Here is a 19,534-nt window from a genome sequence, read left to right as displayed (position 1 = left end):
ACCGCGTCGTGGTCAGCTACAGGAGTCCCCAGGTCTCACTCGAAAGAGTCGATTCGTACGGCATGGGGCAAGGCGCCCGGCGAACACGTAGGCTCGCCTTACCGAAACAATCGTCGTCGAAGTGCCAGGAGTGACCGTGATTCCCGGTGGTGGCCAGCCCAACATGCAGCAGCTGCTTCAGCAGGCCCAGAAGATGCAGCAGGACCTCGCCAAGGCGCAGGAGGAGCTCGCCAGGACCGACGTCGACGGCCAGGCCGGCGGCGGCCTGGTCAAGGCGACCGTCAACGGCTCCGGCGAGCTCCGTGGTCTGGTGATCGACCCCAAGGCGGTCGACCCCGAGGACACGGAGACCCTCGCGGACCTGATCGTCGCCGCGGTCCAGGCCGCGAACGAGAACGCGCAGCAGCTCCAGCAGGAGAAGCTCGGCCCGCTGGCCCAGGGGCTCGGCGGCATGCCGGGACTGCCCTTCTAAGGCGGCCCCGCAGCAACTACCGTACGTACCAGGCAAGACCGCAAGACCGGCGGGACAAGGAAGGCAATCCGTTGTACGAAGGCGTGGTCCAGGACCTCATCGACGAATTGGGCAGGCTGCCCGGCGTCGGTCCCAAGAGCGCGCAGCGGATCGCCTTCCACATCCTCCAGGCCGAGCCGACCGATGTACGCCGCCTCGCCCACGCCCTCCTCGAGGTCAAGGACAAGGTCCGGTTCTGCGCGGTGTGCGGCAACGTCGCACAGGAGGAGCAGTGCGGGATCTGCCGTGATCCGCGTCGCGACCCGGCGGTCATCTGCGTCGTCGAAGAGCCCAAGGATGTCGTCGCGGTCGAGCGGACGCGGGAGTTCCGCGGCCGCTACCACGTGCTCGGCGGGGCCATCAGCCCCATCGAGGGCGTCGGCCCCGACGACCTGCGGATCCGCGAGCTGCTGGCCCGCCTCGCGGACGGTGCCGTCACCGAGCTGATCCTGGCCACCGATCCGAACCTGGAGGGCGAGGCCACCGCCACCTACCTCGCCCGGATGATCAAGCCAATGGGTCTGCGGGTGACACGCCTGGCCAGTGGACTCCCCGTCGGGGGAGATCTTGAGTACGCCGACGAGGTCACGCTGGGCCGTGCCTTCGAGGGGAGACGATTGCTCGATGTCTGACGCCAACGCAAAGCTGCTGCACGCGGTCGCGCAGGACCCGGACGATTTCGCCGTCCAGATCGCCGACCAGATCGAGAGCTTCATCGTCGCCGTCACGGAAGTGGCCAAGGGTGACGAGCCGGACAGCGCTGTCCCGTTCCTGCTGCTTGAGGTGTCCCAGCTCCTGCTGGCGGGAGGCAGGCTCGGCGCGCACGAGGACATCGTTCCGGACGAGCGGTACGAGCCGGACCTCGGCCCGGAGCCGGACCCGGACGATCTGCGGCAACGTTTCGCCGTCATGCTCGACCCGATCGACGTGTACTCCGAGGTCTTCGACCCGTACGAGCCGCGCAAGGCGCCCGTCGCCTGCCGCATCTCCGACGACCTGGCCGACGTCATCACCGACCTGCGCCACGGCCTGGCCCACTACCGGGCGGGCCGCACCAGCGAAGCGCTGTGGTGGTGGCAGTTCTCGTACTTCTCCAACTGGGGCTCCACCGCCTCCGCGTGCCTGCGCGCCCTCCAGTCCCTGGTGGCGCACGTCCGCCTCGACCAGCCGCTGCAGGAGCTGGACGGCCTGGACACGGACGAGGACCTGGGCGAGGAGGACCTGGAGAAGGAGGCGGGCAAGGTCATGGCCGAGGAGCTCGCGGGCCCGCTGGGCCTGCGTACGGTGACCTGACCGGTTCGCCGGGCCCTGGGGGCCGCCTGTCGAGCGGCCCCCAGCGGCTCACATGTCGCGGTGGACGTCGCGCAGGCGCCAACGGGCGCGCGTGACGTACCCCACGCGCCTCAAGGGAGACAGATCCCGCTGTCCCGCTACGTAGCGGATGTACATCTGCCCGCCTTGATGTCGAGCTCGACCCAGACGAACTTGCCGAACGGCCGCTCCCCGACGCCCCACCGCGATGCCACCGCCTCGACGAGCAGCAGGCCGCGCCCGGTCTGGTCGTCGTCGGCGGGGTGCCGCAGACGGGGGCGGCGGCGGCCCGCGTCGTGGCATTCGATGCGTACGCCCCCCGCGCCGACGCCGACCTTCAGCAGAAACGCCCCGCCGACGGGCACCCCGTACCGCACGGCGTTCGTCGCCAGCTCCGAGACGCACAGGAGCGCGTCGTCGAGGTCTCGGTCCGCCCCGCCCTTGATCAGAATCTCACGGGCGAAGACGCGCGCGGCGGGCACGGACGCGGCGGCTCTCGCGAACCGCTTCGAGGTGAGGAATGTGTCGTTCATGGTCACAGCGTGCTGACGGCTGGCTACGCTGAGGAGTGACGAGTCGGATACACGGTGCGGCGTATCAGTCGGAGGTGGTCACTGTGTCGGACCAGAAGTCGCAGCCGCCCGGGACGTGGCGCTACTGCGGAAACCAACTGCTGCGATGGCGTACGGAGTCCGGCCTGAGCCGCGAGGAACTGGGCGCGGCCGTCAACTACTCGTCGGCGACGATCAAGTCGATGGAACAGGGCGTACGCATGCCGACGCCGAAGGTGCTGGACGCGGCGGACGAGTTGTTCCGGGCAGGCGGAAAGTTGAGCGCGGCGAAGGAGTACCTGAAGCGGGAGAAGTTTCCGGCGCGGGCGCAGGACTACATGCTGCATGAGCGTGAGGCGATCAGTCTTTGGTGGTACGAAGTTGCGCTGATTCCGGGGCTGTTGCAGACGGAGGCGTACGCGCAGGCGCTGATCGGCAACCACTATCCGCCGCTGGACGAGGAAACCGTTGACAAGCGGGTTGCCGCTCGCCTGGAGCGCCAGTCGCTGCTCACCAGCAAGCCGCTGGCGGCGCTCAGCCACGTGGTCTACGAAGCGGCTCTTCGCGGCCCGCAGGTGGACCGCGAACAGTTGCTTCACCTCCTGGAGGCGGGCAGGCGGAGCAATGTCCTGCTGCAAGTGCTGCCGTACGGCCGGGCGGTTCCCGCCGCACTCCTCGGGCCGATGGTGCTGCTGGAGACCCGTGACCACGAGCGCTTCGCCTTCACCGAAGGGCCGATGGTGAGTCAGCTGACATCTGACCCCGAAGTGGTCAGCTCGCACAGTGAGCGGCTTAGCATGATCCGCGCGGTGGCTCTCAGTCCTGCTGAGTCGGCCGGTTTCATCGAGCGGATGGCGGATGAGCTATGAGCGAGCGGCTGATGTGGTTCAAGTCCAGCTACAGCGACTCGGAGGGCAGCGCCTGCATCGAAATCGCCCTGGGCTGGCGGAAGTCAACGTACAGCGATTCCGAGGGCGGGGCCTGCGTCGAGGTCGCCACCTGCCCCCACACCGTCCACGTCCGCGACTCCAAGCTCACCGCCGGCCCGGAGTTGACGGTCCCGGCCGCCTCCTGGGCCGCCTTCGTCGCGTACGCCGCCCGTCCCTGAACGCACGAACGGGTGCGGCGGCCAGAATTCTGGCCGCCGCACCCGGAGTCCGTGGTTCTCAGACGCGACGGTGGCGGCCGTAGTGGCTGCCGACCTGCTCGTGGTAGCCCGCGTCGCCAAGGTGCTTGTCCTTGTCGAACTCGGGTGCGTCCTTGATCTGGTCCTTCGTGAGGCCGACGTAGACCTTCTCTTCGGCGGCGTCGACACGCGTCACCGTGCCGGCCGGAAGCAGCACGTGCTTGCCGAAGATCCAGACCCCGGTGTCGACGACCAGGTAGGACGAACCCACCTCGTCGGAGTGCTTGTCGACCTTTCCGATGCTGCCGTCGGTCGCCTCGACCTTCCACCCGGTAAGGGTGTTACCGGCAGTGTGGCCGGTCGTCGGCTGGTAGCCCCAGATGTCGCTCATGAGAAAAGGCTCCTTTTGTCGACGATGAGTAGCCTGAGGAAACAGCACCCGAAGTAATTCGGTGACCGTTCCCGGTGAATCGCTTGCCCTGGTTTTGCGGTCTCACACGGGGAGCTGCGAGCGGAATTCCCCGTGGCCCACGTCGCGTGGGGGCGTGCTCGCTCTACCAGCGGTACCAGCGGCCACGCTTGCCGCCACTGGCCGCAGGGCGGATGACGAAGCCGAGCAGCCACACCACCACCACGATGACGGCGATCCACCACAGGGCCTTCAGTGCGAAGCCCGCACCGAAAAGTATGAGAGCGAGAAGCAGGACGAGAATAAGGGGAACCATGATTACCAACCTCCGATCCACCGTGTGCCCCGAAGAAATCCGGCCACACACTTTCGGTCGGCTCGGTTTTCTCACGTACGACGCTCCCGGTTGAAGCGCAGGTCGGCACGGGGCTCAGGTCTCGGGCTTCGAGCCCCTTCTTATGGATTGGGTGGCTGTGGTGAAAATTCAACCGACCAACTCCCCTACGGATCAACCGCGAGCACATCCGGAGATCGGGTTGCGCGGAACGTGTTCACGCTTAGGTTCGCGACACGTTGGCGCGCTCGAAGCCGGCCCGCGAGTACCGGGCGAGGTCAGCGGCTGCGAGAGAACCGAGGGGGGGACCGACCAGGCGGAGGACCTTCTCGACCCTGCCCGTGAGGTCCTTCAGACGGGCACGGATCGCGAGCCTGCACACCCCTGGCGCGATCGCCCGTAGCCGACTGGAGTCCAAGATGCCGCCCAGTCCACCACCGGCGCGAGCGTGCCGGCCTGCGGTAGCTGCCTCAGCCGGACGTCGACCAGCCGGCCCGCAGCCGAACCGCTTGTGACCATGTGACTCGCCCCACGTTCGGCGTACCGTGTGTGACCCTGGGGCAGGCATCCCACCGAGCAGGCCAGGGCCCGCCCGGGTTACGGCTGGATCGCATCACGAGCAAGATGTCTCAGGATTCGATACGGCGTGGGCGGGCCCGGCCCGCTCGGTAAACTGAGCCGACCGCAGTAATGACTAACGAGGAGCGCACGTGGGCCTTGTCGTGCAGAAGTACGGAGGCTCCTCCGTTGCCGATGCCGAAGGCATCAAGCGGGTCGCCAAGCGAATCGTCGATGCCAAGAAGAACGGCCACCAGGTCGTTGTCGTGGTTTCGGCGATGGGCGACACGACGGACGAGTTGATCGATCTCGCCGAGCAGGTATCCCCGATCCCTGCCGGGCGTGAGTTCGACATGCTGCTGACCGCGGGTGAGCGGATCTCCATGGCCCTGCTGGCCATGGCGATCAAAAACCTGGGCCACGAGGCCCAGTCGTTCACGGGCAGCCAGGCAGGTGTCATCACCGACTCGGTCCACAACAAAGCGCGCATCATCGATGTCACGCCGGGCCGGATCCGCACCGCTCTCGACGAGGGCAACATCGCCATCGTCGCGGGCTTCCAGGGTGTGTCCCAGGACAAGAAGGACATCACCACCCTCGGCCGGGGCGGGTCGGACACGACCGCGGTCGCCCTCGCGGCAGCGCTGGACGCCGAGGTCTGTGAGATCTACACCGATGTGGACGGTGTCTTCACCGCCGACCCCCGGGTCGTGAAGAAGGCCCGGAAGATCGACTGGATCTCCTTCGAGGACATGCTGGAGCTCGCCGCCTCCGGCTCCAAGGTGCTGCTGCACCGGTGCGTGGAGTACGCACGCCGATACAACATCCCGATCCACGTCCGCTCGTCCTTCTCCGGACTGCGCGGCACCTGGGTCAGCAACGAGCCGCAAGGGGACCAGCAGGTGGAGCACGCCATCATCTCCGGAGTCGCCCATGACGTCTCCGAAGCCAAGGTCACCGTCGTCGGTGTGCCGGACAAGCCGGGCGAGGCCGCGGCGATCTTCCGGTCCATCGCGGACGCCGAGATCAACATCGACATGGTCGTGCAGAACGTCTCGGCCGCGTCGACCGGTCTGACCGACATCTCCTTCACCCTTCCCAAGACCGAGGGCCGCAAGGCCATCGACGCCCTGGAGAAGACGAAGAGCACCATCGGGTTCGACTCGCTTCGTTACGACGACCAGATCGGCAAGATCTCCCTGGTCGGCGCCGGTATGAAGACGAATCCGGGTGTCACGGCGGGCTTCTTCGAGGCGCTGGCTGACGCGGGCGTGAACATCGAGCTGATCTCGACATCCGAGATCCGCATCTCGGTCGTGACCCGCGCCGACGACGTCAACGAGGCCGTGCGCGCCGTGCACTCCGCCTTCGGCCTCGACAGCGACTCCGACGAGGCAGTTGTCTACGGCGGCACCGGAAGGTGACTCGCAAGTGACGGACAAGCCGACGCTCGCGGTCGTCGGAGCGACCGGAGCCGTCGGCGCCGTCATGCTCCAGATCCTGTCCCAGCACGCCGATGTCTGGGGCGAGATCCGGCTCCTCGCCTCCCCGCGCTCGGCCGGCCGCAAGCTGGTCGTGCGCGGAACGGAGACGGAAGTCCTGGCGCTGTCGGAGGACGCCCTGGAGGGCGTCGACGTCGCGATGTTCGACGTACCCGACGAGGTGGCCGCGCACTGGGCACCGATCGCCGCCGCCAAGGGCGCGGTGGTGGTGGACAACTCCGCGGCCTTCCGGATGGACCCGGACGTTCCGCTGGTGGTTCCCGAGGTCAATCCCCACGCTGTACGGGTCCGCCCGCGCGGCATCGTGGCGAGCCCCAACTGCACGACCCTCTCGATGATCGTGGCGGTGGGCGCCCTGCACGCCGAGTTCGGCCTCGCCGGCCTCGTCGTCTCCTCGTACCAGGCCGTGAGCGGTGCGGGCCGGGCCGGCGTCGACACGCTGCGCACCCAGCTCTCGCTCGTCGCCGGTACGGAGCTGGGTACGAACCCGGGCGACGTACGCCGAGCCGTCGGCGACGACACCGGGCCCTTCGCCGCGCCGATCGCACTGAACGTGGTGCCGTGGGCCGGGACGCTCGCCGACGACGGCTGGTCGTCGGAGGAGCTGAAGGTCCGCGCCGAGTCGCGCAAGATCCTCGACCGGCCCGGCCTGCCGGTCTCGGTCACGTGTGTCCGGGTGCCGGTGCTCACCACGCACTCGCTGGCCGTGCACGCGCGCTTCGAGAACGAGATCTCGGTCGAGCGGGCGCACGAGATCCTGGCCACCGCGCCGGGCGTGGTGCTCTGCGACAATCCGGCGGCGGGAGAGTTCCCGACCCCGGCCGACGTGGTGGGCACGGACCCGACGTGGGTGGGGCGCGTGCGGCGGTCGCTGGACGACCCCGCCGCGCTCGAACTCTTCGTGTGCGGCGACAATCTCCGCAAGGGCGCCGCGCTGAACACCGCGCAGATCGCCGAACTGGTGGCCGCCGAAATCCGGGCGGCGTAAACCGGAACACTGCGTAGAATCTGTGAACGCTCCGTGAGTAAGTCGAAGTCTGTACTACTTGAACCGGGGCGTTGTTCTGTTCGACTATTCGCTCCCCGCCTTACTGCAACCGGCAGTCGGGAGGGGAGCGTCTTTGCGGTCGCCCCGGCAAAGTGCCGCGACAAACGGGGCATTCAGGAGGGCGAGTACGCATGGGGGCGTTCGTAACACCGTCAAAAGCGGTGCCTCGCGCGTACAACCCTGTCGGGGGGAAGAGTGTCCAACAGGCGTGGCAGAGGTTCTCGACATCACAGTGGTCCCGGTTCGCAGCGCGGCAGTGCGCTCGCTCCGCAGGACCCGCACGCCCGGCTGCATGCCGGTGATCGCCCCCATGCCGACGGCACGTACCGCCCGCATACCGTCCCCGCGCGAGGGCGCTGAAGACGCCATGACCGCGGGTACCACAGTTGACCACCTGACCGAGACCTATCGAGCCCATTACCGCTCCTTGCTGGGCCTGGCGGCCCTGCTGCTCGACGACACGGCCTCGTGTGAGGACGTCGTGCAGGAAGCGTTCATACGGGTGCACTCCGCGCGCAACCGCGTGCGTGACCCCCAGAAGACCCTGGCCTACCTGCGCCAGACCGTCGTCAACCTCTCCCGCTCGGCGCTCCGGCGCCGCATTCTCGGCCTGAAGCTGCTGTCGAAGCCGATGCCGGACATGGCGAGCGCGGAGGAGGGGGCGTACGACCAGCTGGAGCGCGACGCGCTGATCAAGGCGATGCGCGGACTCCAGCGACGTCAGCGCGAGGTGCTGGTCCTGCGGTACTTCGCGGACATGACCGAGGCCCAGTGTGCCGAGACGCTCGGCATATCCCTGGGCTCGGTGAAGGCGTACGGCTCACGCGGCATCGCGGCGCTGCGCGTCGCCATGGAGGCCTCGGCATGAGCGGCAAGCAAGAGCGGCACGGGCCGGACGGGCCGTTGAACGACCTGACTGGAAAAGCGATTGTGAACGACGGGCCGAACGAGCGCGAAGAGGGCAAGGAGCCGGCCAACGAGCCGGCCGACCTGCCAGACACCGAGCCGGCCGACGCGGCGGGCATCGACGACGGATCCGTTCCCGACGAGCTGGGCTCCGACGGATCCGGTTCCGACGAATCCGACTCCGACGAATCCGACTCCGACGGATTCGGTTCCGACGAGCTGGCCCTGCGCCGGATGCTGCGCGGCGCCGTAGAAGAACTGGAACCCTCGCAGAACGCCCTGGACCACCTGCGCAAGGCGGTCCCCGCCCGGCGCGCCAGACGGCGCCAGGCCATCGTCGGTATGGCGGCCGCCGCGCTCTTCGTGGGGACGGCCGTCCCGGCCTTCGTCCACGTGGCGAACTCCGGCGACGCGGCCGACGACCGCCCCTCGATAGCGGGCCACGGGCAGCACACGCACGGTGGCACCGGCTGGGAGAAGGGCGCCGAGGAGGGCAAGAAGAAGACGGACAAGCCTTCCGGCAAGTCGAGCCCCAAGAGCGAAGAGGAAAAGCGGAAGGACAAGAAGAAGGGCTCCAGAAAGGGTTCTTCCGGCACCGGTACGGGCCGCGGCGGCGGCGCCGGCGGCGCCGACACCTCGGGTGGCGTGCCCGCGTCCTCGCCCGCGTGCACCGCGAGCCAGCTCGCCGTCGCCTCGGCGGGCACGCTCCCGCCCGACGGCGAGGGCAAGGTGTACGGGACGTTCCGGATCTCCAACGTCTCGGAAATGGCCTGCGTGATCGCCGGCCGCGGCACGGTGTACGCCCAGCCGATGGGGGCGGCCGACCCCGCCCGCATCAACGTCGTCGACCACACCTCGGGGGACGCGGCGGCCGGCCTGCCGGACCCGTCCCTGGAGATGACCGGCCTGCTGCTGGAACCGGACATGGCGTACGAGGTGAAGTTCGCCTGGGTGCCCACGGAGACCTGCCCGACGACCGACCCCTCACCCGACCCCACGCCCCCTCCGGAAGACCCCGGGCCGGGTACGACGGATGGCGGTACGGGAACCGGTGACAACGGCGGCGGCGAGGGAGCCGGCGGCAACGATGGCGAGGCCGAGCCGGCCGGCGCGGAGCCGCAGCTCGGCACCGAGGACGGCGGCACGGCGGACGGCAGCGTCTCGGTGAGCCACACATCGCAGGCGGGCGCGCCGACCGCGGCGGTGACGGTTCCGAACGCGTGCGCGGGAACGATCTACCGCACGGGCGTGCTGGCGGCGTCGTAACGACGGAAGGACCAGGGGACGGGGCGGGCGCAGCCGGAGACGGCGCCCGCCCCGTTCGCGTACGACGACAGCAGCGCGACTAGAACCCGGAACCCGAACCGGAACCGGCGCCTACACCCGCGGGGCGTTCCGGTTCGTCGGGCGCGATGCCGAGGGCGAGGTCACGGGCGGCCTCCGCCTCGCGGCGCATCAGCCGGAACCACATGAAGAGAACGAAGCCGGCGAAGACGAACCACTCGCCGGTGTAGCCGAGGTTCTGGAAGGCCTTGAGGTCGAGGCCGCTGCCCTGCGGCGCGACCGCGGGGACGGGCAGCATGCCCGAATCGCTGTCGGTGAGGGTGATCCAGGCGTCGTAGACGTCGTAGGGCACAAGATTGACGAGCGAAGCGGCGCTGATCATCCCGAGCTGCCCCTCCGGCAGCCCGCCACCGGCGTGCACACCGTCGGTGCCCGGGTTCTCGGACGCCTGGAGCGCGCCGGTCACGGTGACTTCGCCCGGGGGCGCGGCGGGGGCCTTCGCCCCGGCGGGCAGCCAGCCGCGGACGACGGGCAGCGCCTTGCCGCCGTCCGTACGCAGCAGGGTCAGCACGTACGAGCCCCGCTTGCCGTCGACCTCCCGCTCGGGCACGACGAACTGCTCGGCGTAACGCCCGGTCGCGGTGGCGGGCCGCCCGGAGGTCTCCTTGTCGACGGGCAGCAGCTCGTCGAGCGGTACGGCGGCCTGCTTGCCCGGGTCGGGCTTCTCCTCGGCGGCCTGGTGGGTCTCGACACGGTCTTCGAACCGCCCGAGCTGCCAGGACCCCATGAAGACACAGAAGGGAATGGCCAGCACGACGAAGGCGTGGATCCCCCACCAGCGGGGCGTCAGCAGAAACCGGTACACCCCACCAAGGTACGGGCCCACGGACCCCCGGTCACAGCCCGGGGGCCCGATGCGCAGGACCCGAGCCCGCGGGGGCGTGCCAAGGAAGAACGAAGCTGCCGGACCCGCCGCTCCAGGGTGAGTCGCGGTATGAGCCTTCGGCTTGTCCGGCGAGCTTGAGGAGCAGGGGCTTGCCAGCCCCGGTGCGGGGCAGATCAGCCCGTCCGGCCTTTGAGGACACGCCCGGAGGGCGTCCGTACACGCGCAACCGCGCTGAACATCCCAGCCCGTCCGCCCCCTCGCCCGCACCCCCCGCCCGCCCCCGCCCCCGCCCCAGGCTCCGCCCCTACCCCAGATACCGCGCCGCGAAGTCGAGCTCAAGCCGGACCTGCTTGATCCGCTCCTCCACCACCAGCGACCCGTGCCCCGCGTCGTACCGGTACACCTCGTACGCCGCCCCCCGAGCCTCCAGCCGCTCCACGTAGTTCTCGACCTGGCGGATCGGACAGCGCGGATCGTTGACGCCCGCCGAGATGTAGACCGGCGCCCGCACCGTGTCGACGTACGTCAGCGGCGACGACGCCTCGTAGCGCTCCGGCACCTCCTCCGGCGTACCGCCGAGCAGCGTGCGGTCCATCGCCTTCAGCGCCTCCATCTCGTCGTGGTACGCCGTCACGTAGTCGGCGACCGGCACCGCCGCCAGCCCCACCGCCCACGCCTCCGGCTGCGTACCGAGCCCGAGCAGCGTCAGATACCCGCCCCACGAACCGCCCGCCAGCACCAGCTTCGCCGGGTCCGCGAGCCCGGACGAGACGGCCCACTCCCGGACCGCCGCGATGTCCTCCAGCTCGATCAGCCCCACCCGGTGCTTGAGCGCGTCCGTCCACTCGCGCCCGTACCCGGTCGAACCGCGGTAGTTGACCCGAACGACCGCATAACCGTGGTCCACCCACGCCGCCGGCCCCGCCGCGAACGCGTCGCTGTCGTGCCACGTCGGCCCGCCGTGAATCTCGAAGACCGTGGGGAACGGCCCCTCACCCGTCGCGGGCCTCTGCACGAGCGCGTGGATCCGCCCACCGGGCCCCTCGACCCACGCGTCCTCCACCGGGACCGAGGCAGGCGCCTTCATCCCCGGCGGGTCGAGCACCACGCGCCCCGACGTCGACCGCACCACCGGCGGCTCGGCCGCCGAGGACCAGAGATACTCCACCGACCCGTCGGGCCGGGCCGTCGCACCCAACACCGACCCGGCAGGTGCCGGCACCTCCACCAGCTGCCGCGTGGCGAAGTCGTACCGCCACAGCTCGCTGCGCGCCTCGAAGCTGTGCACGACGAGCAGCGCGGATCCGTCCCGGTACCACTCGGCGGACACGTCGCCGGGGAGCTCGATCCCCAGCTCGGTCTCCTCGCCCGACGCCACGTCCCACACCATCGGCTCCCAGCGCCCGCGCCGCTGATGCCGGACGAGCAGCCGCGTGTCACCGTCGACCGGAGCGAAACCGAGCACTTCGAGCCCCAGCTCGACCGCGCCGCCCTCGGTGTCGTCCAGGTCGGCCACCGCCGTACCGTCCAGCCGCAGCACGCGCAGCGCGGAGTGCATCGCGTCGCCGTGCTCGGTGTGCTCGATCGCGATCAGCGTCCCGTCGTGCGACAGATCCGCCACACCCGCCGACTCCCGGTGCCGGTAGATCTCGACGGGCCCGGCGCCCGGCCGTACGACATGCACCGTGGACCCGTCCTCGTCGGTCGAGCGCCCCACGACCGCCGTCCCGTCCCGCCCGAGCGCGAGCCCGGCGGGGTACGACGCCTGGAGCCCCGGAGCCGCGGGCTGATCCTCACCCCCCGCGAACGGCTGCCGCATCCAGACACCGAACTCGTCCCCGTCCCTATCGCTGAACCACCAGATCGACTCCCCGTCGGGCGTCAGCTCGCCCTCGGTGGTCCCGTTCGGCCGGTCGGTGGCCTGCCGCTGAGCCCCGCTCGCGCGATCCCAGGCGTACAGCTCGTACGTCCCGGTCGCATTGGAGATGAACAAAGCCCGCTCCGGCGCGTCCTCGGCCCAGTCGGGCAGCGAGACGCGCGGCGCCCGAAAACGCTTCTCCCAGTCAGGCATGGAAGGCATGGGCATGTCCTGTGCGGCGGACCCGGTGTTCTCAGTCATCCCCCCATTCTGCTCCGCGCCACTGACAGCCCTCAGCGCGTCGTCGTACGACCGATGAGTTTCCGGCTGCCTGCCGGTCCTACAGGTAAGAACCATGCCCTGGGAGGCGATCATGTTCGGTACGACGAAGGCGTACGGCGGCTTCTCGGTGGACGACATCGAAGCGGCCAGAAAGTTCTACGGCGAGACGCTCGGACTCCGGGTGTCCGAGCAGAACGGCATGCTGACCCTGCACATCGCAGGGGACCGGGACATCCTGGTCTACCCCAAGCCCGACCACACCCCGGCTACGTACACGATTCTCAACTTCCCCGTCGACGACATCGAGGGGGCGGTGGACGAGCTGAGCAGGAGGGGCGTGCGCTTCGAGCGTTATGACCACCTCAAAGCGGATGACCGTTCCCATGAGGATACGCGTTCGGTCAATTCTGGCTGAGAAGCAAGAGAACAGGCCACATCCCGGACTTTCTGTTTGCCGGTACTCGACTCGACGGCAGCATGGTGTGGCTTGAACGGCGCGCTGCGCCGCGGAGTGAGATCGTCGGGGGGGCTGGTGAATCACGAGTGGCCGCCGTCCACATTTCTTGGCCGGTTGCGGGGCACGACGCGGGAAGAACTCCTGAGTCAGGGCACCCCGATGACCTATCCGCCGCATCGCGCCCTGCTCCAGCAGGGCGAGGAGAGTCGGCACGTCCTGTTGATCACGAGCGGTGTCGTGAAGGTCGTCGCCAGTGCGGAGAGCGGTTACGACATGCTGCTCGCCATCCGCATAGCGGGTGACCTGGTCGGTGAGATGGCGGCCTTCGAGGAGCGCCCCAGGTCCGGCACGGTGGTCGCGTGCAGTGACGTGACCGCGCGGATCATCCAGGTGTGGGCGCTGGAGGCCTTCCTTTCCCGCCATCCGGACGCCATGCGGGCCGTCTTCCACATGCTGTGCGCCCGGCTGCGCTGGGCCAACCGGCGCCGGATCGACTTCCAGGCCTATGACTCGCTGACCCGGCTGGCCCGGGTCCTGGCCGAGTTGTGCCAGTCCTACGCCCAGCCCATGCCGGGCAGCGAAGGCAAGCGGTGCGACCTCGGCGTGACGCTGACACAGAAGGAACTCGCGTCGCTGGCCGGCTTGAAGCTCAACACAGCCGAGAAGAGCCTTGCCGTGCTGACAGCTCAGGGACTGGTGGAACGCAGTTACCGAAACATAACTATCTGTGACGTTCCGAAGTTGCTCGAATTCGCCAAAGTGGTTGCTGACAACCCGTATTGATACGGGATCACTTCGCTCACTCCCTCCTAGCCTCTGGGTCAGCACTTCGTGGGCATTGCCTGCCCATCGCCTGCCCAGAGAGGAATTGATCGGGTGGCTGCGTGGCCTGACTTCTATCCCTGCACCTGCATAGCCGTGGACGCACAGGCCTACGGAAGCAACAACGACCGTAGGCAGTCCGAAATCCAGCACGATCTGCCGCGGCTCCTCGACCGCGCCGCCAGGGGTGCCGGCCTGGACCGCGCGCAGTGGCAGATCCAGCGCAAGGGTGACGAGCAGCTGGCGGTGCGGCCGGTCGACGGCAAGGAACCGCGTCTGGTCGACGACTACATCCGCCATCTCGTCGCCGAGCTGCGCGAGTACAACGCTCAGCGAGTTCCCGAGGCCCGCATGCGGCTGCGGGCCGTCATCCACCAGGGGCTGGTGGAGCTGGCCGACAACGGCTTCGCCGGCACGGCCGTGGTGGCCACGGCGCGCCTGCTGAACGCGCGTCCGCTCTACGACGCCCTGGCCGCGCACCCCGGGGCCGACCTGGTGCTGCTGCTGTCCGACGACGTCTTCCGGTCCACGGTGGCGGGCAGACACACGACACTGACTCCGGAGGACTTCACCCGTGTCGCCGTCCAGGTGAAGGAGTACGAGGCCACGGCGTGGCTGCGCGTGCCCGAGTTCGGCGCACAGGCCATCGCCGCACGCGAACCCAGGGCCGCGGAGACGGGGAAGCCCGCGGACCCGGCGGCGGGGGAGCCCACGGCGATCCGGCCAGGACCGGCCGCCGCAGGCGGAGCCGGCGGGACGGGGATCAGCAACGAGTACCGGGCCGGCAAGATCAACGTCACCAATGTCGCCGGCCCAGTGGATGCCCGGGGTGCCGTTTTCGGCTTCGGGAGCGCCGATGGCTGACGAACAGGACCCGGACGACGGGCTGGCCGTACCGCCCGTACCCGCTCCCGACGAGGACGTCGCGCCGCCCCCGCCGGCCGATGCCGACGGTGCGCCGGAAGCCGGGGAGGACGCCCTCGGCCCGGGTGCTGGACCTGACGCGGCCCGCGAGCGGCGTCAGGAGCCGGACGAACGCGAGGAGGACGACCGGGGCTACGACGATCTGCGCCGCGTCCACCAGCTCGTCAACAACAACTTCTACGGCGTCGTCGACGCCTCCGGAGCGGCGTTCGGCTTCGACGCCGTCTCGTCTCCCGGTCTTGCCCCCGGCACCATCGAGCCCGAGGAGACAGACCGCGCCTTGCGGTTCTACGTCCCTCCGCAGTCCTGCTTCGACGAGGCGCTCGGTAAACTGCGCGAGAACGCTCTGGTCGTGCTGACCGGCCAGGGCAACTGCGGCCGGGGCGCAGGCTCCCTCGCCCTGCTCAGGGAGATCCTGGGCGAGGAGGCCAGGCTGCGCAGCCTGTCGCCCGCCAACGCCCTCGCCGAGCTGGCCGCGTCGCGGGACCTCAAGCCGGGTCAGGGGTACGTCATCCTCGACTACGTCGGCGAGCTGAATGTCGAGGCCGTGCAGGCGTACGCGATTGGTCGGCTGAGCGAGGAACTGCGCCGCAAGGGGTCGTACCTGGTGATCACGGCCGACGGCGCGACCCGTCGGCGGCTGGCGCTGCGGGACCACTGCGTGGCGTGGCAGGCCCCGGATCCCCTGGAGCTGTTCGAGTGCTGCAGGAAGTTGTTGCCGCATGCCGCCCTGGCGCCGGACACCGAGCAGGAACTGCGGGAGCGGATCGGTGAACAGCGGCGGCCGGCGGACGTCATTGCCGCGGCCGTGGTCTTGTCCCGGGAGGGCGCGGAGAAGGCGCTGGACACCTTGCGGGACCGGTGCCGGGAGCTGGTCCAGGAGTTGTTCCGCAAGCAGCCGTCCGCGGACGACCTGATACCGCTCGCGGCCCTGGCCTTTCTGGAGGGCATCCCGGAGCGGACGTTCGAGAAGGAGTGCGCCGTGCTCGCCGCCCACGTGCGCAACTGGGAGCAGAGCGGTGGAATGCCGGTCGGGGAGCCGGACGACGAGACCGGGACGGCGTCGAGCGGCGCGGTGGCCCAGCAGTCCCGGGCCCGGTGGAAAGAGCGGGCGATGGGGCTCGTGACGATCGAGTACCGGCCCGGGCCGGGCCGGAACGCCGGGCGCAGCGAGCGCCGCCTGGTCTTCGCCGAGCCTCGTGTCCGCGAGTTCGTCATCGAGGAATTGCACGACCTGTACGGCTACGAGCTCTGGTACCCGCTGCGCCAATGGCTGGGTGAGCTGGCCCTGCTGGGCGACCTGGACACCCGTACCGAGGTGGCCCGCGGCGTCGCGCTCCTGGCCCGGCGCGCCGTTGTCGAGGTCGACGAGAACATGTTGTCAGTGTGGTCCGAAGGGCTTACCAGCCAGCGGGTGACCGCCGCGCTGACGCTGCAGTTCATGTGCGACGTCGAACATCTCGCACCGCAGGCCCTGAACATCGCCCTGAGCTGGACGGATAACAGCGGGCCTGGCCGGGCCGTGACGGCGGCCATGGCGTTGACGGGCCGCCTGGGCTCCCTCTACCGACTGGAGGCGCTCAACTGGCTCTGCTTCCTGACGCAGCGCGGGGCGCGGATCGCTTTCTCGGCCCACCGTTCGCTGGTCCTGCTGCTGCAGAACGCCGAACAGGACCCGGAACGCGCGCTGTTCATCCTCCGGTACGTACGGACCGTGATCGCCAAGGCGGCGCCGGGGTCCCGGGAGCGGTTGATCGCGCTGCGCACCGCCGTCCAGTTCCTGGAAGCCGCCCGGCTGGAGGCCCCGGAACCCGTCACCGCGGAACTCCTGCGCACCGTCCCGGACAGTGCCCGTCACCTCGGCTCCCTGTGGGCGGATGTCTTGCACAGCGGCAACCGGAGCCAGGCGGTCAGCGCACTGTGCCGAACGCTGGTGCAGCTGCGGGACGACCCGTCCGTCACCGGTGCCGTACGCGAACTCGGCGAGGCCATGCGGAACGCCATGAGCAGGCGCCAGTGGGCCGCGCTGTGTCACCACCTGTCCATCGCCTTGAAGCACCCCGACTACGCGGTCCCGGGCGCCCGGCAACTGGCGCAGGTGCTCCTCGGATCACTGCGCGGCCGACCGCCGGCGGACTCCCGGCGCTCCACCGCGCCCCTCATACCCACCCCTCCCTTCCCTTCCGCTCAAGGAGGCCGAAGCAAGTGAACTACCCGGTCATTGCCGAGCACATCCTGGCCACGGCCCAGGGCGCCTGGTGGTCTCGGCGTCGCCGTCGCGACGACGTGCCGCATCTGCCGCCCGGCGCGATCTACGTCTTCAGGGTCGGCGGGAACTACCGCCTGTACCCCGAGGGCATGGTGTTCGACCCGTCCCACCCCGACGTACTCGACGCCTCCTCGGTCAGCCTGGTCGACACCCGGGCGCGCCTGGTCGAGGTGGAGCGCACGCTCCCGTCGGTGAGTGAGGCGGACAAGTTCACGGTGCGGGCGTCCTTCACCTGCCAGGTGACCGACCCGATTGTGATCGCCCGGCAGGGCATCATCGACGTCACCGTTCCGTTGCGCGCCTACCTGATGGGCGACGGCGACCTGCCGAGGGTGAGCGCCGGGCACCGCGTGGAGGAGGTCAACGCGGTACGGACCGAGGTCAACCACCGTATGACCGCCTACAGCGCGATCGTGCCGCCGCGGGTCGCGGGCATGGGCGTGGAGTTCGTCAGCGCCGAGGTGCACGCGTCGGACGACCTGCGGGACTGGGAACAGAAGCTGCGCGACGAGCGGCGCTCCTGGGAACTCCAGCGGGGACAGCGGGACTTCGAGACCCAGGACGCACTCCGGATCGCGGAACTGCTCTCCCAGGGATCCGACCACGTGGACGCCTTCGGCATCGCCCGGAAGGAGATCGACGTCACCGAGGCGGCGGCCCGCATCCATCGCGTCACCGAGGAGACGTCGGTCCGCCGTCACGCGGCCGAGACGTCGGACCGGACCCACGCGCAGGTGCGGGAGACGGCGGAGGCGCAGATGCGCCGCGACATGCTGCTGACGCTGCTGCGGCAGATGGGCGGCAGCGAGTACGTCGACTACCACCAGGTACTGGAACAGGTCCTGCGGGAGACGGGCGGCCAAGCCGCACCCGGGGTCGGATCCGCCGCCGGCACCGCCCGCATGGTCGAGCCGGGACCAGCGCGTCCCGGTCGCACGGAAACGGGCCGGGACGGCTCGCGCGACCCGCAGGGTGGTTTCGTCAAGGACGAGGGCGATCTCGTTGACTGACTTCTTGACGAACCGGGTGACGGTCCCCGGCACGGCGGGAGACCAGGACGCCGGTGATGATGATGCTGGGCGTCCTGTGAACGGCCGCGTCACCGGCCGCATCTCAGAACATGGAACCGCTACTCGCGGCACGGGCGACGGGGCCCCTGCCCCTGCCGCCCCCCGCCCCTTCGACGGCGCACGACGGCTGCGTGCCCTGACCGGCGTCGACGAGGAACTGCTGACCAGGGTCAGGTACGAGCGGAGCAAGTACACGGCCCTCGGTGGGGTAGTGCTCGGAACCTCCGTCATCGCGGCGTTCTCCATGTGGAACTTCGCGACCGAGGCGCTCGGGAGGGTCTCCCTCGTGGCCCTCGTCCCGACGGTGATCTGGATGCTGTTCGTGCTCAACCTTGACCGCTGGCTGGTCACTCCACAGCCGAACGCGCGACGACGGGTCGGCCCCCTCCTCACGCGCCTGCTGATCGCCCTGATGCTTGGCGCGGTGATCGCCGAGCCCTTGGTGCTGCGCATCTTCCAGACGGCCATCGAAGAACGCGTTGCCGACGAACGCACGGACACGATCGACCAGTTGCGCACGAACCTGGTCCGCTGCAACCCCGTACCGTCCACGACGCAGACCGTCACCCCGGAGGGTTGCGACAGGACGTACGTCCTCTCCTTCGGCAAGACGCCCGGCGAACGGGCCGAGGAACTCACAGCCCTGCGCTCGGACACCACCGCCCTGCAGAAGCGGGTGGACCGGGATGCCACCAGGCTGGAGGCCATCGATTCCGAGGTACGGGACGAGTGCCGCCAGCTGATCCGTATAGCCGCCACCGGCCTGTATCAGCGGACATCCGAGTGCCTGCGCCTGCGCGACAAGGCACAGGACTACCGGACGACCCACCACACCGATGAGAACGAAAAGCGACTGGCCCGCATGAACAGCCGCATCTCGAAGATCGAGGCCGAGCAGACCGTGTCACGCGGCGCCTTCCTCAAGACCCGGGCCGACGGTATCGAGGGGCGGCTGAACGAGGAGCGTGCCAAGCAGAAGGAGATCGGTGTCCTGGAACGGATGCGGGCGCTCGAGCAACTCGCGACCGGGAACCCGGTGCTGTTCGTGGGCATCTGGCTGGTCCGCCTGCTGTTCATCTTCCTCGACGTGCTCCCCGTGCTGGTGAAGTACCTGAGCGGCGAGTCCGCGTACGACCGGATGCTCACCAGCGCGAGCAACAGCGCGGTCAAGATCCACGACGAGGAGACCCGGTTCACCGAGCGTCGGGCCATGGCGAACCTCGAGATCGCACAGGACGCCATCGAACAGGAGGTCCGCCGTCACCGAGCCGAGTCGGAGGCGGCGCTCCGGGAACACACGGCAGCGATGAACATCCGGGTCCGGCAGGCGGTGAACGCGCTGGAGGACGAGCTCCGCCGCTCGTCGACGGTCTGACGCACCTGCCTGCACCAGGAACACAGCACCACGGCTGCCCCGCACGATGGG

The 19,534-nt window shown here is 69.3% G+C and carries 20 protein-coding genes; 15 read left to right on the top strand and 5 right to left on the bottom strand.

Annotation, left to right across the window (positions count from 1 at the left end; genetic code table 11):
• Positions 1 to 136: 136 nt before the first annotated feature.
• The 3 genes from J7E91_RS06130 (at position 137) to J7E91_RS06120 (ending at position 1,804) form a co-directional block, all read left to right on the top strand.
• Positions 137 to 472 (top strand): YbaB/EbfC family nucleoid-associated protein, encoded by a 336-nt coding sequence (locus J7E91_RS06130; protein WP_138896391.1) that lies wholly within the window; start codon positions 137 to 139, stop codon positions 470 to 472.
• A gap of 71 nt (positions 473 to 543) precedes the next feature.
• Positions 544 to 1,143 (top strand): recombination mediator RecR, encoded by a 600-nt coding sequence (recR, locus tag J7E91_RS06125; RefSeq protein ID WP_028810454.1) that lies wholly within the window; start codon positions 544 to 546, stop codon positions 1,141 to 1,143.
• Positions 1,136 to 1,804 carry a DUF5063 domain-containing protein gene (locus J7E91_RS06120; protein WP_214899778.1) on the top strand — a complete coding sequence of 223 codons (669 nt, stop codon included), beginning with the start codon at positions 1,136 to 1,138 and terminating at the stop codon, positions 1,802 to 1,804. The genes recR and J7E91_RS06120 overlap by 8 nt, the downstream gene beginning before the upstream one ends.
• A gap of 137 nt (positions 1,805 to 1,941) precedes the next feature.
• On the opposite strand, the gene J7E91_RS06115 is transcribed toward J7E91_RS06120, so the two are convergent.
• Entirely contained in the window at positions 1,942 to 2,355 is a 414-nt protein-coding gene (locus J7E91_RS06115) for an ATP-binding protein (protein WP_214899777.1), read from the bottom strand.
• A gap of 83 nt (positions 2,356 to 2,438) precedes the next feature.
• Here J7E91_RS06115 and J7E91_RS06110 point away from each other — a divergent pair, with 83 nt between their 5' ends.
• Positions 2,439 to 3,242, top strand: coding sequence for a helix-turn-helix transcriptional regulator (locus J7E91_RS06110; RefSeq protein ID WP_214899775.1), 804 nt, complete (start codon positions 2,439 to 2,441; stop codon positions 3,240 to 3,242).
• Complete coding sequence (locus J7E91_RS06105; protein ID WP_214899774.1) at positions 3,239 to 3,481, top strand: DUF397 domain-containing protein; 243 nt, start codon at positions 3,239 to 3,241, stop codon at positions 3,479 to 3,481. Before J7E91_RS06110 ends, J7E91_RS06105 begins: the two co-directional genes overlap by 4 nt.
• Positions 3,482 to 3,539: 58 nt before the next feature.
• Here the strand turns inward: J7E91_RS06105 and J7E91_RS06100 are convergent, their stop codons facing one another.
• Positions 3,540 to 3,890, bottom strand: a complete 351-nt coding sequence (locus tag J7E91_RS06100; protein ID WP_214899773.1) for a PRC-barrel domain containing protein — start codon at positions 3,888 to 3,890, stop codon at positions 3,540 to 3,542.
• A gap of 163 nt (positions 3,891 to 4,053) precedes the next feature.
• Positions 4,054 to 4,224, bottom strand: a complete 171-nt coding sequence (locus tag J7E91_RS06095; protein WP_214899772.1) for a hydrophobic protein — start codon at positions 4,222 to 4,224, stop codon at positions 4,054 to 4,056.
• A 728-nt stretch (positions 4,225 to 4,952) separates the two neighbouring features.
• On the opposite strand from J7E91_RS06095, the gene J7E91_RS06090 reads away from it, so the two are divergent.
• The 4 genes from J7E91_RS06090 (at position 4,953) to J7E91_RS06075 (ending at position 9,522) form a co-directional block, all read left to right on the top strand.
• Positions 4,953 to 6,224: an aspartate kinase gene (locus J7E91_RS06090; protein ID WP_214899771.1), complete on the top strand. Its 1,272-nt coding sequence runs from the start codon at positions 4,953 to 4,955 to the stop codon at positions 6,222 to 6,224.
• Positions 6,225 to 6,231: 7 nt separating this feature from the next.
• Positions 6,232 to 7,290: an aspartate-semialdehyde dehydrogenase gene (locus J7E91_RS06085; protein WP_214899770.1), complete on the top strand. Its 1,059-nt coding sequence runs from the start codon at positions 6,232 to 6,234 to the stop codon at positions 7,288 to 7,290.
• 352 nt (positions 7,291 to 7,642) lie between these two features.
• Positions 7,643 to 8,218, top strand: coding sequence for a SigE family RNA polymerase sigma factor (locus J7E91_RS06080; RefSeq protein ID WP_028810450.1), 576 nt, complete (start codon positions 7,643 to 7,645; stop codon positions 8,216 to 8,218).
• Complete coding sequence (locus J7E91_RS06075; protein WP_214899769.1) at positions 8,215 to 9,522, top strand: hypothetical protein; 1,308 nt, start codon at positions 8,215 to 8,217, stop codon at positions 9,520 to 9,522. Before J7E91_RS06080 ends, J7E91_RS06075 begins: the two co-directional genes overlap by 4 nt.
• A 79-nt stretch (positions 9,523 to 9,601) precedes the next feature.
• Here the strand turns inward: J7E91_RS06075 and J7E91_RS06070 are convergent, their stop codons facing one another.
• Positions 9,602 to 10,405 carry an SURF1 family protein gene (locus tag J7E91_RS06070; protein WP_214899768.1) on the bottom strand — a complete coding sequence of 268 codons (804 nt, stop codon included), beginning with the start codon at positions 10,403 to 10,405 and terminating at the stop codon, positions 9,602 to 9,604.
• Between the two features lie 325 nt (positions 10,406 to 10,730).
• Positions 10,731 to 12,545: a prolyl oligopeptidase family serine peptidase gene (locus J7E91_RS06065; RefSeq protein ID WP_214899767.1), complete on the bottom strand. Its 1,815-nt coding sequence runs from the start codon at positions 12,543 to 12,545 to the stop codon at positions 10,731 to 10,733.
• 112 nt (positions 12,546 to 12,657) lie between these two features.
• Between J7E91_RS06065 and J7E91_RS06060 the strand changes: the two genes are divergently transcribed.
• The 6 genes from J7E91_RS06060 (at position 12,658) to J7E91_RS06035 (ending at position 19,483) form a co-directional block, all read left to right on the top strand.
• Positions 12,658 to 12,981: a VOC family protein gene (locus tag J7E91_RS06060; RefSeq protein ID WP_214899808.1), complete on the top strand. Its 324-nt coding sequence runs from the start codon at positions 12,658 to 12,660 to the stop codon at positions 12,979 to 12,981.
• Between the two features lie 72 nt (positions 12,982 to 13,053).
• Positions 13,054 to 13,806 carry a Crp/Fnr family transcriptional regulator gene (locus tag J7E91_RS06055; RefSeq protein WP_251015249.1) on the top strand — a complete coding sequence of 251 codons (753 nt, stop codon included), beginning with the start codon at positions 13,054 to 13,056 and terminating at the stop codon, positions 13,804 to 13,806.
• A gap of 93 nt (positions 13,807 to 13,899) precedes the next feature.
• Positions 13,900 to 14,709, top strand: coding sequence for a hypothetical protein (locus tag J7E91_RS06050; protein ID WP_214899766.1), 810 nt, complete (start codon positions 13,900 to 13,902; stop codon positions 14,707 to 14,709).
• The gene (locus J7E91_RS06045; RefSeq protein ID WP_214899765.1) at positions 14,702 to 16,978 is read left to right on the top strand and encodes a hypothetical protein; all 2,277 of its coding nucleotides are present in this window, start codon (positions 14,702 to 14,704) and stop codon (positions 16,976 to 16,978) included. The genes J7E91_RS06050 and J7E91_RS06045 overlap by 8 nt, the downstream gene beginning before the upstream one ends.
• On the top strand, positions 16,975 to 18,048 hold the full coding sequence (locus J7E91_RS06040; RefSeq protein ID WP_214899764.1) for a hypothetical protein: 1,074 nt from the start codon (positions 16,975 to 16,977) through the stop codon (positions 18,046 to 18,048). Before J7E91_RS06045 ends, J7E91_RS06040 begins: the two co-directional genes overlap by 4 nt.
• Positions 18,041 to 19,483 carry a DUF4407 domain-containing protein gene (locus J7E91_RS06035; protein ID WP_214899763.1) on the top strand — a complete coding sequence of 481 codons (1,443 nt, stop codon included), beginning with the start codon at positions 18,041 to 18,043 and terminating at the stop codon, positions 19,481 to 19,483. The genes J7E91_RS06040 and J7E91_RS06035 overlap by 8 nt, the downstream gene beginning before the upstream one ends.
• The last annotated feature ends 51 nt before the right edge of the window (positions 19,484 to 19,534 follow it).

It is taken from the genome of Streptomyces sp. ISL-99 (genome assembly GCF_018614005.1).
GTDB classification, from domain to species: domain Bacteria; phylum Actinomycetota; class Actinomycetes; order Streptomycetales; family Streptomycetaceae; genus Streptomyces; species Streptomyces flavidovirens.
This window is presented reverse-complemented; position numbering and strand designations above follow the sequence as displayed.

Coding starts and splice junctions, on each gene's coding strand:
- J7E91_RS06120 (WP_214899778.1), top strand. CDS start 1,136: ATGTCTGACGCCAACGCAAAGCTGCTGCACGCGGTCGCGCAGGACCCG.
- J7E91_RS06115 (WP_214899777.1), bottom strand. CDS start 2,355: ATGAACGACACATTCCTCACCTCGAAGCGGTTCGCGAGAGCCGCCGCG.
- J7E91_RS06105 (WP_214899774.1), top strand. CDS start 3,239: ATGAGCGAGCGGCTGATGTGGTTCAAGTCCAGCTACAGCGACTCGGAG.
- J7E91_RS06100 (WP_214899773.1), bottom strand. CDS start 3,890: ATGAGCGACATCTGGGGCTACCAGCCGACGACCGGCCACACTGCCGGT.
- J7E91_RS06095 (WP_214899772.1), bottom strand. CDS start 4,224: ATGGTTCCCCTTATTCTCGTCCTGCTTCTCGCTCTCATACTTTTCGGT.
- J7E91_RS06080 (WP_028810450.1), top strand. CDS start 7,643: ATGCCGGTGATCGCCCCCATGCCGACGGCACGTACCGCCCGCATACCG.
- J7E91_RS06075 (WP_214899769.1), top strand. CDS start 8,215: ATGAGCGGCAAGCAAGAGCGGCACGGGCCGGACGGGCCGTTGAACGAC.
- J7E91_RS06065 (WP_214899767.1), bottom strand. CDS start 12,545: ATGACTGAGAACACCGGGTCCGCCGCACAGGACATGCCCATGCCTTCC.
- J7E91_RS06060 (WP_214899808.1), top strand. CDS start 12,658: ATGTTCGGTACGACGAAGGCGTACGGCGGCTTCTCGGTGGACGACATC.
- J7E91_RS06045 (WP_214899765.1), top strand. CDS start 14,702: ATGGCTGACGAACAGGACCCGGACGACGGGCTGGCCGTACCGCCCGTA.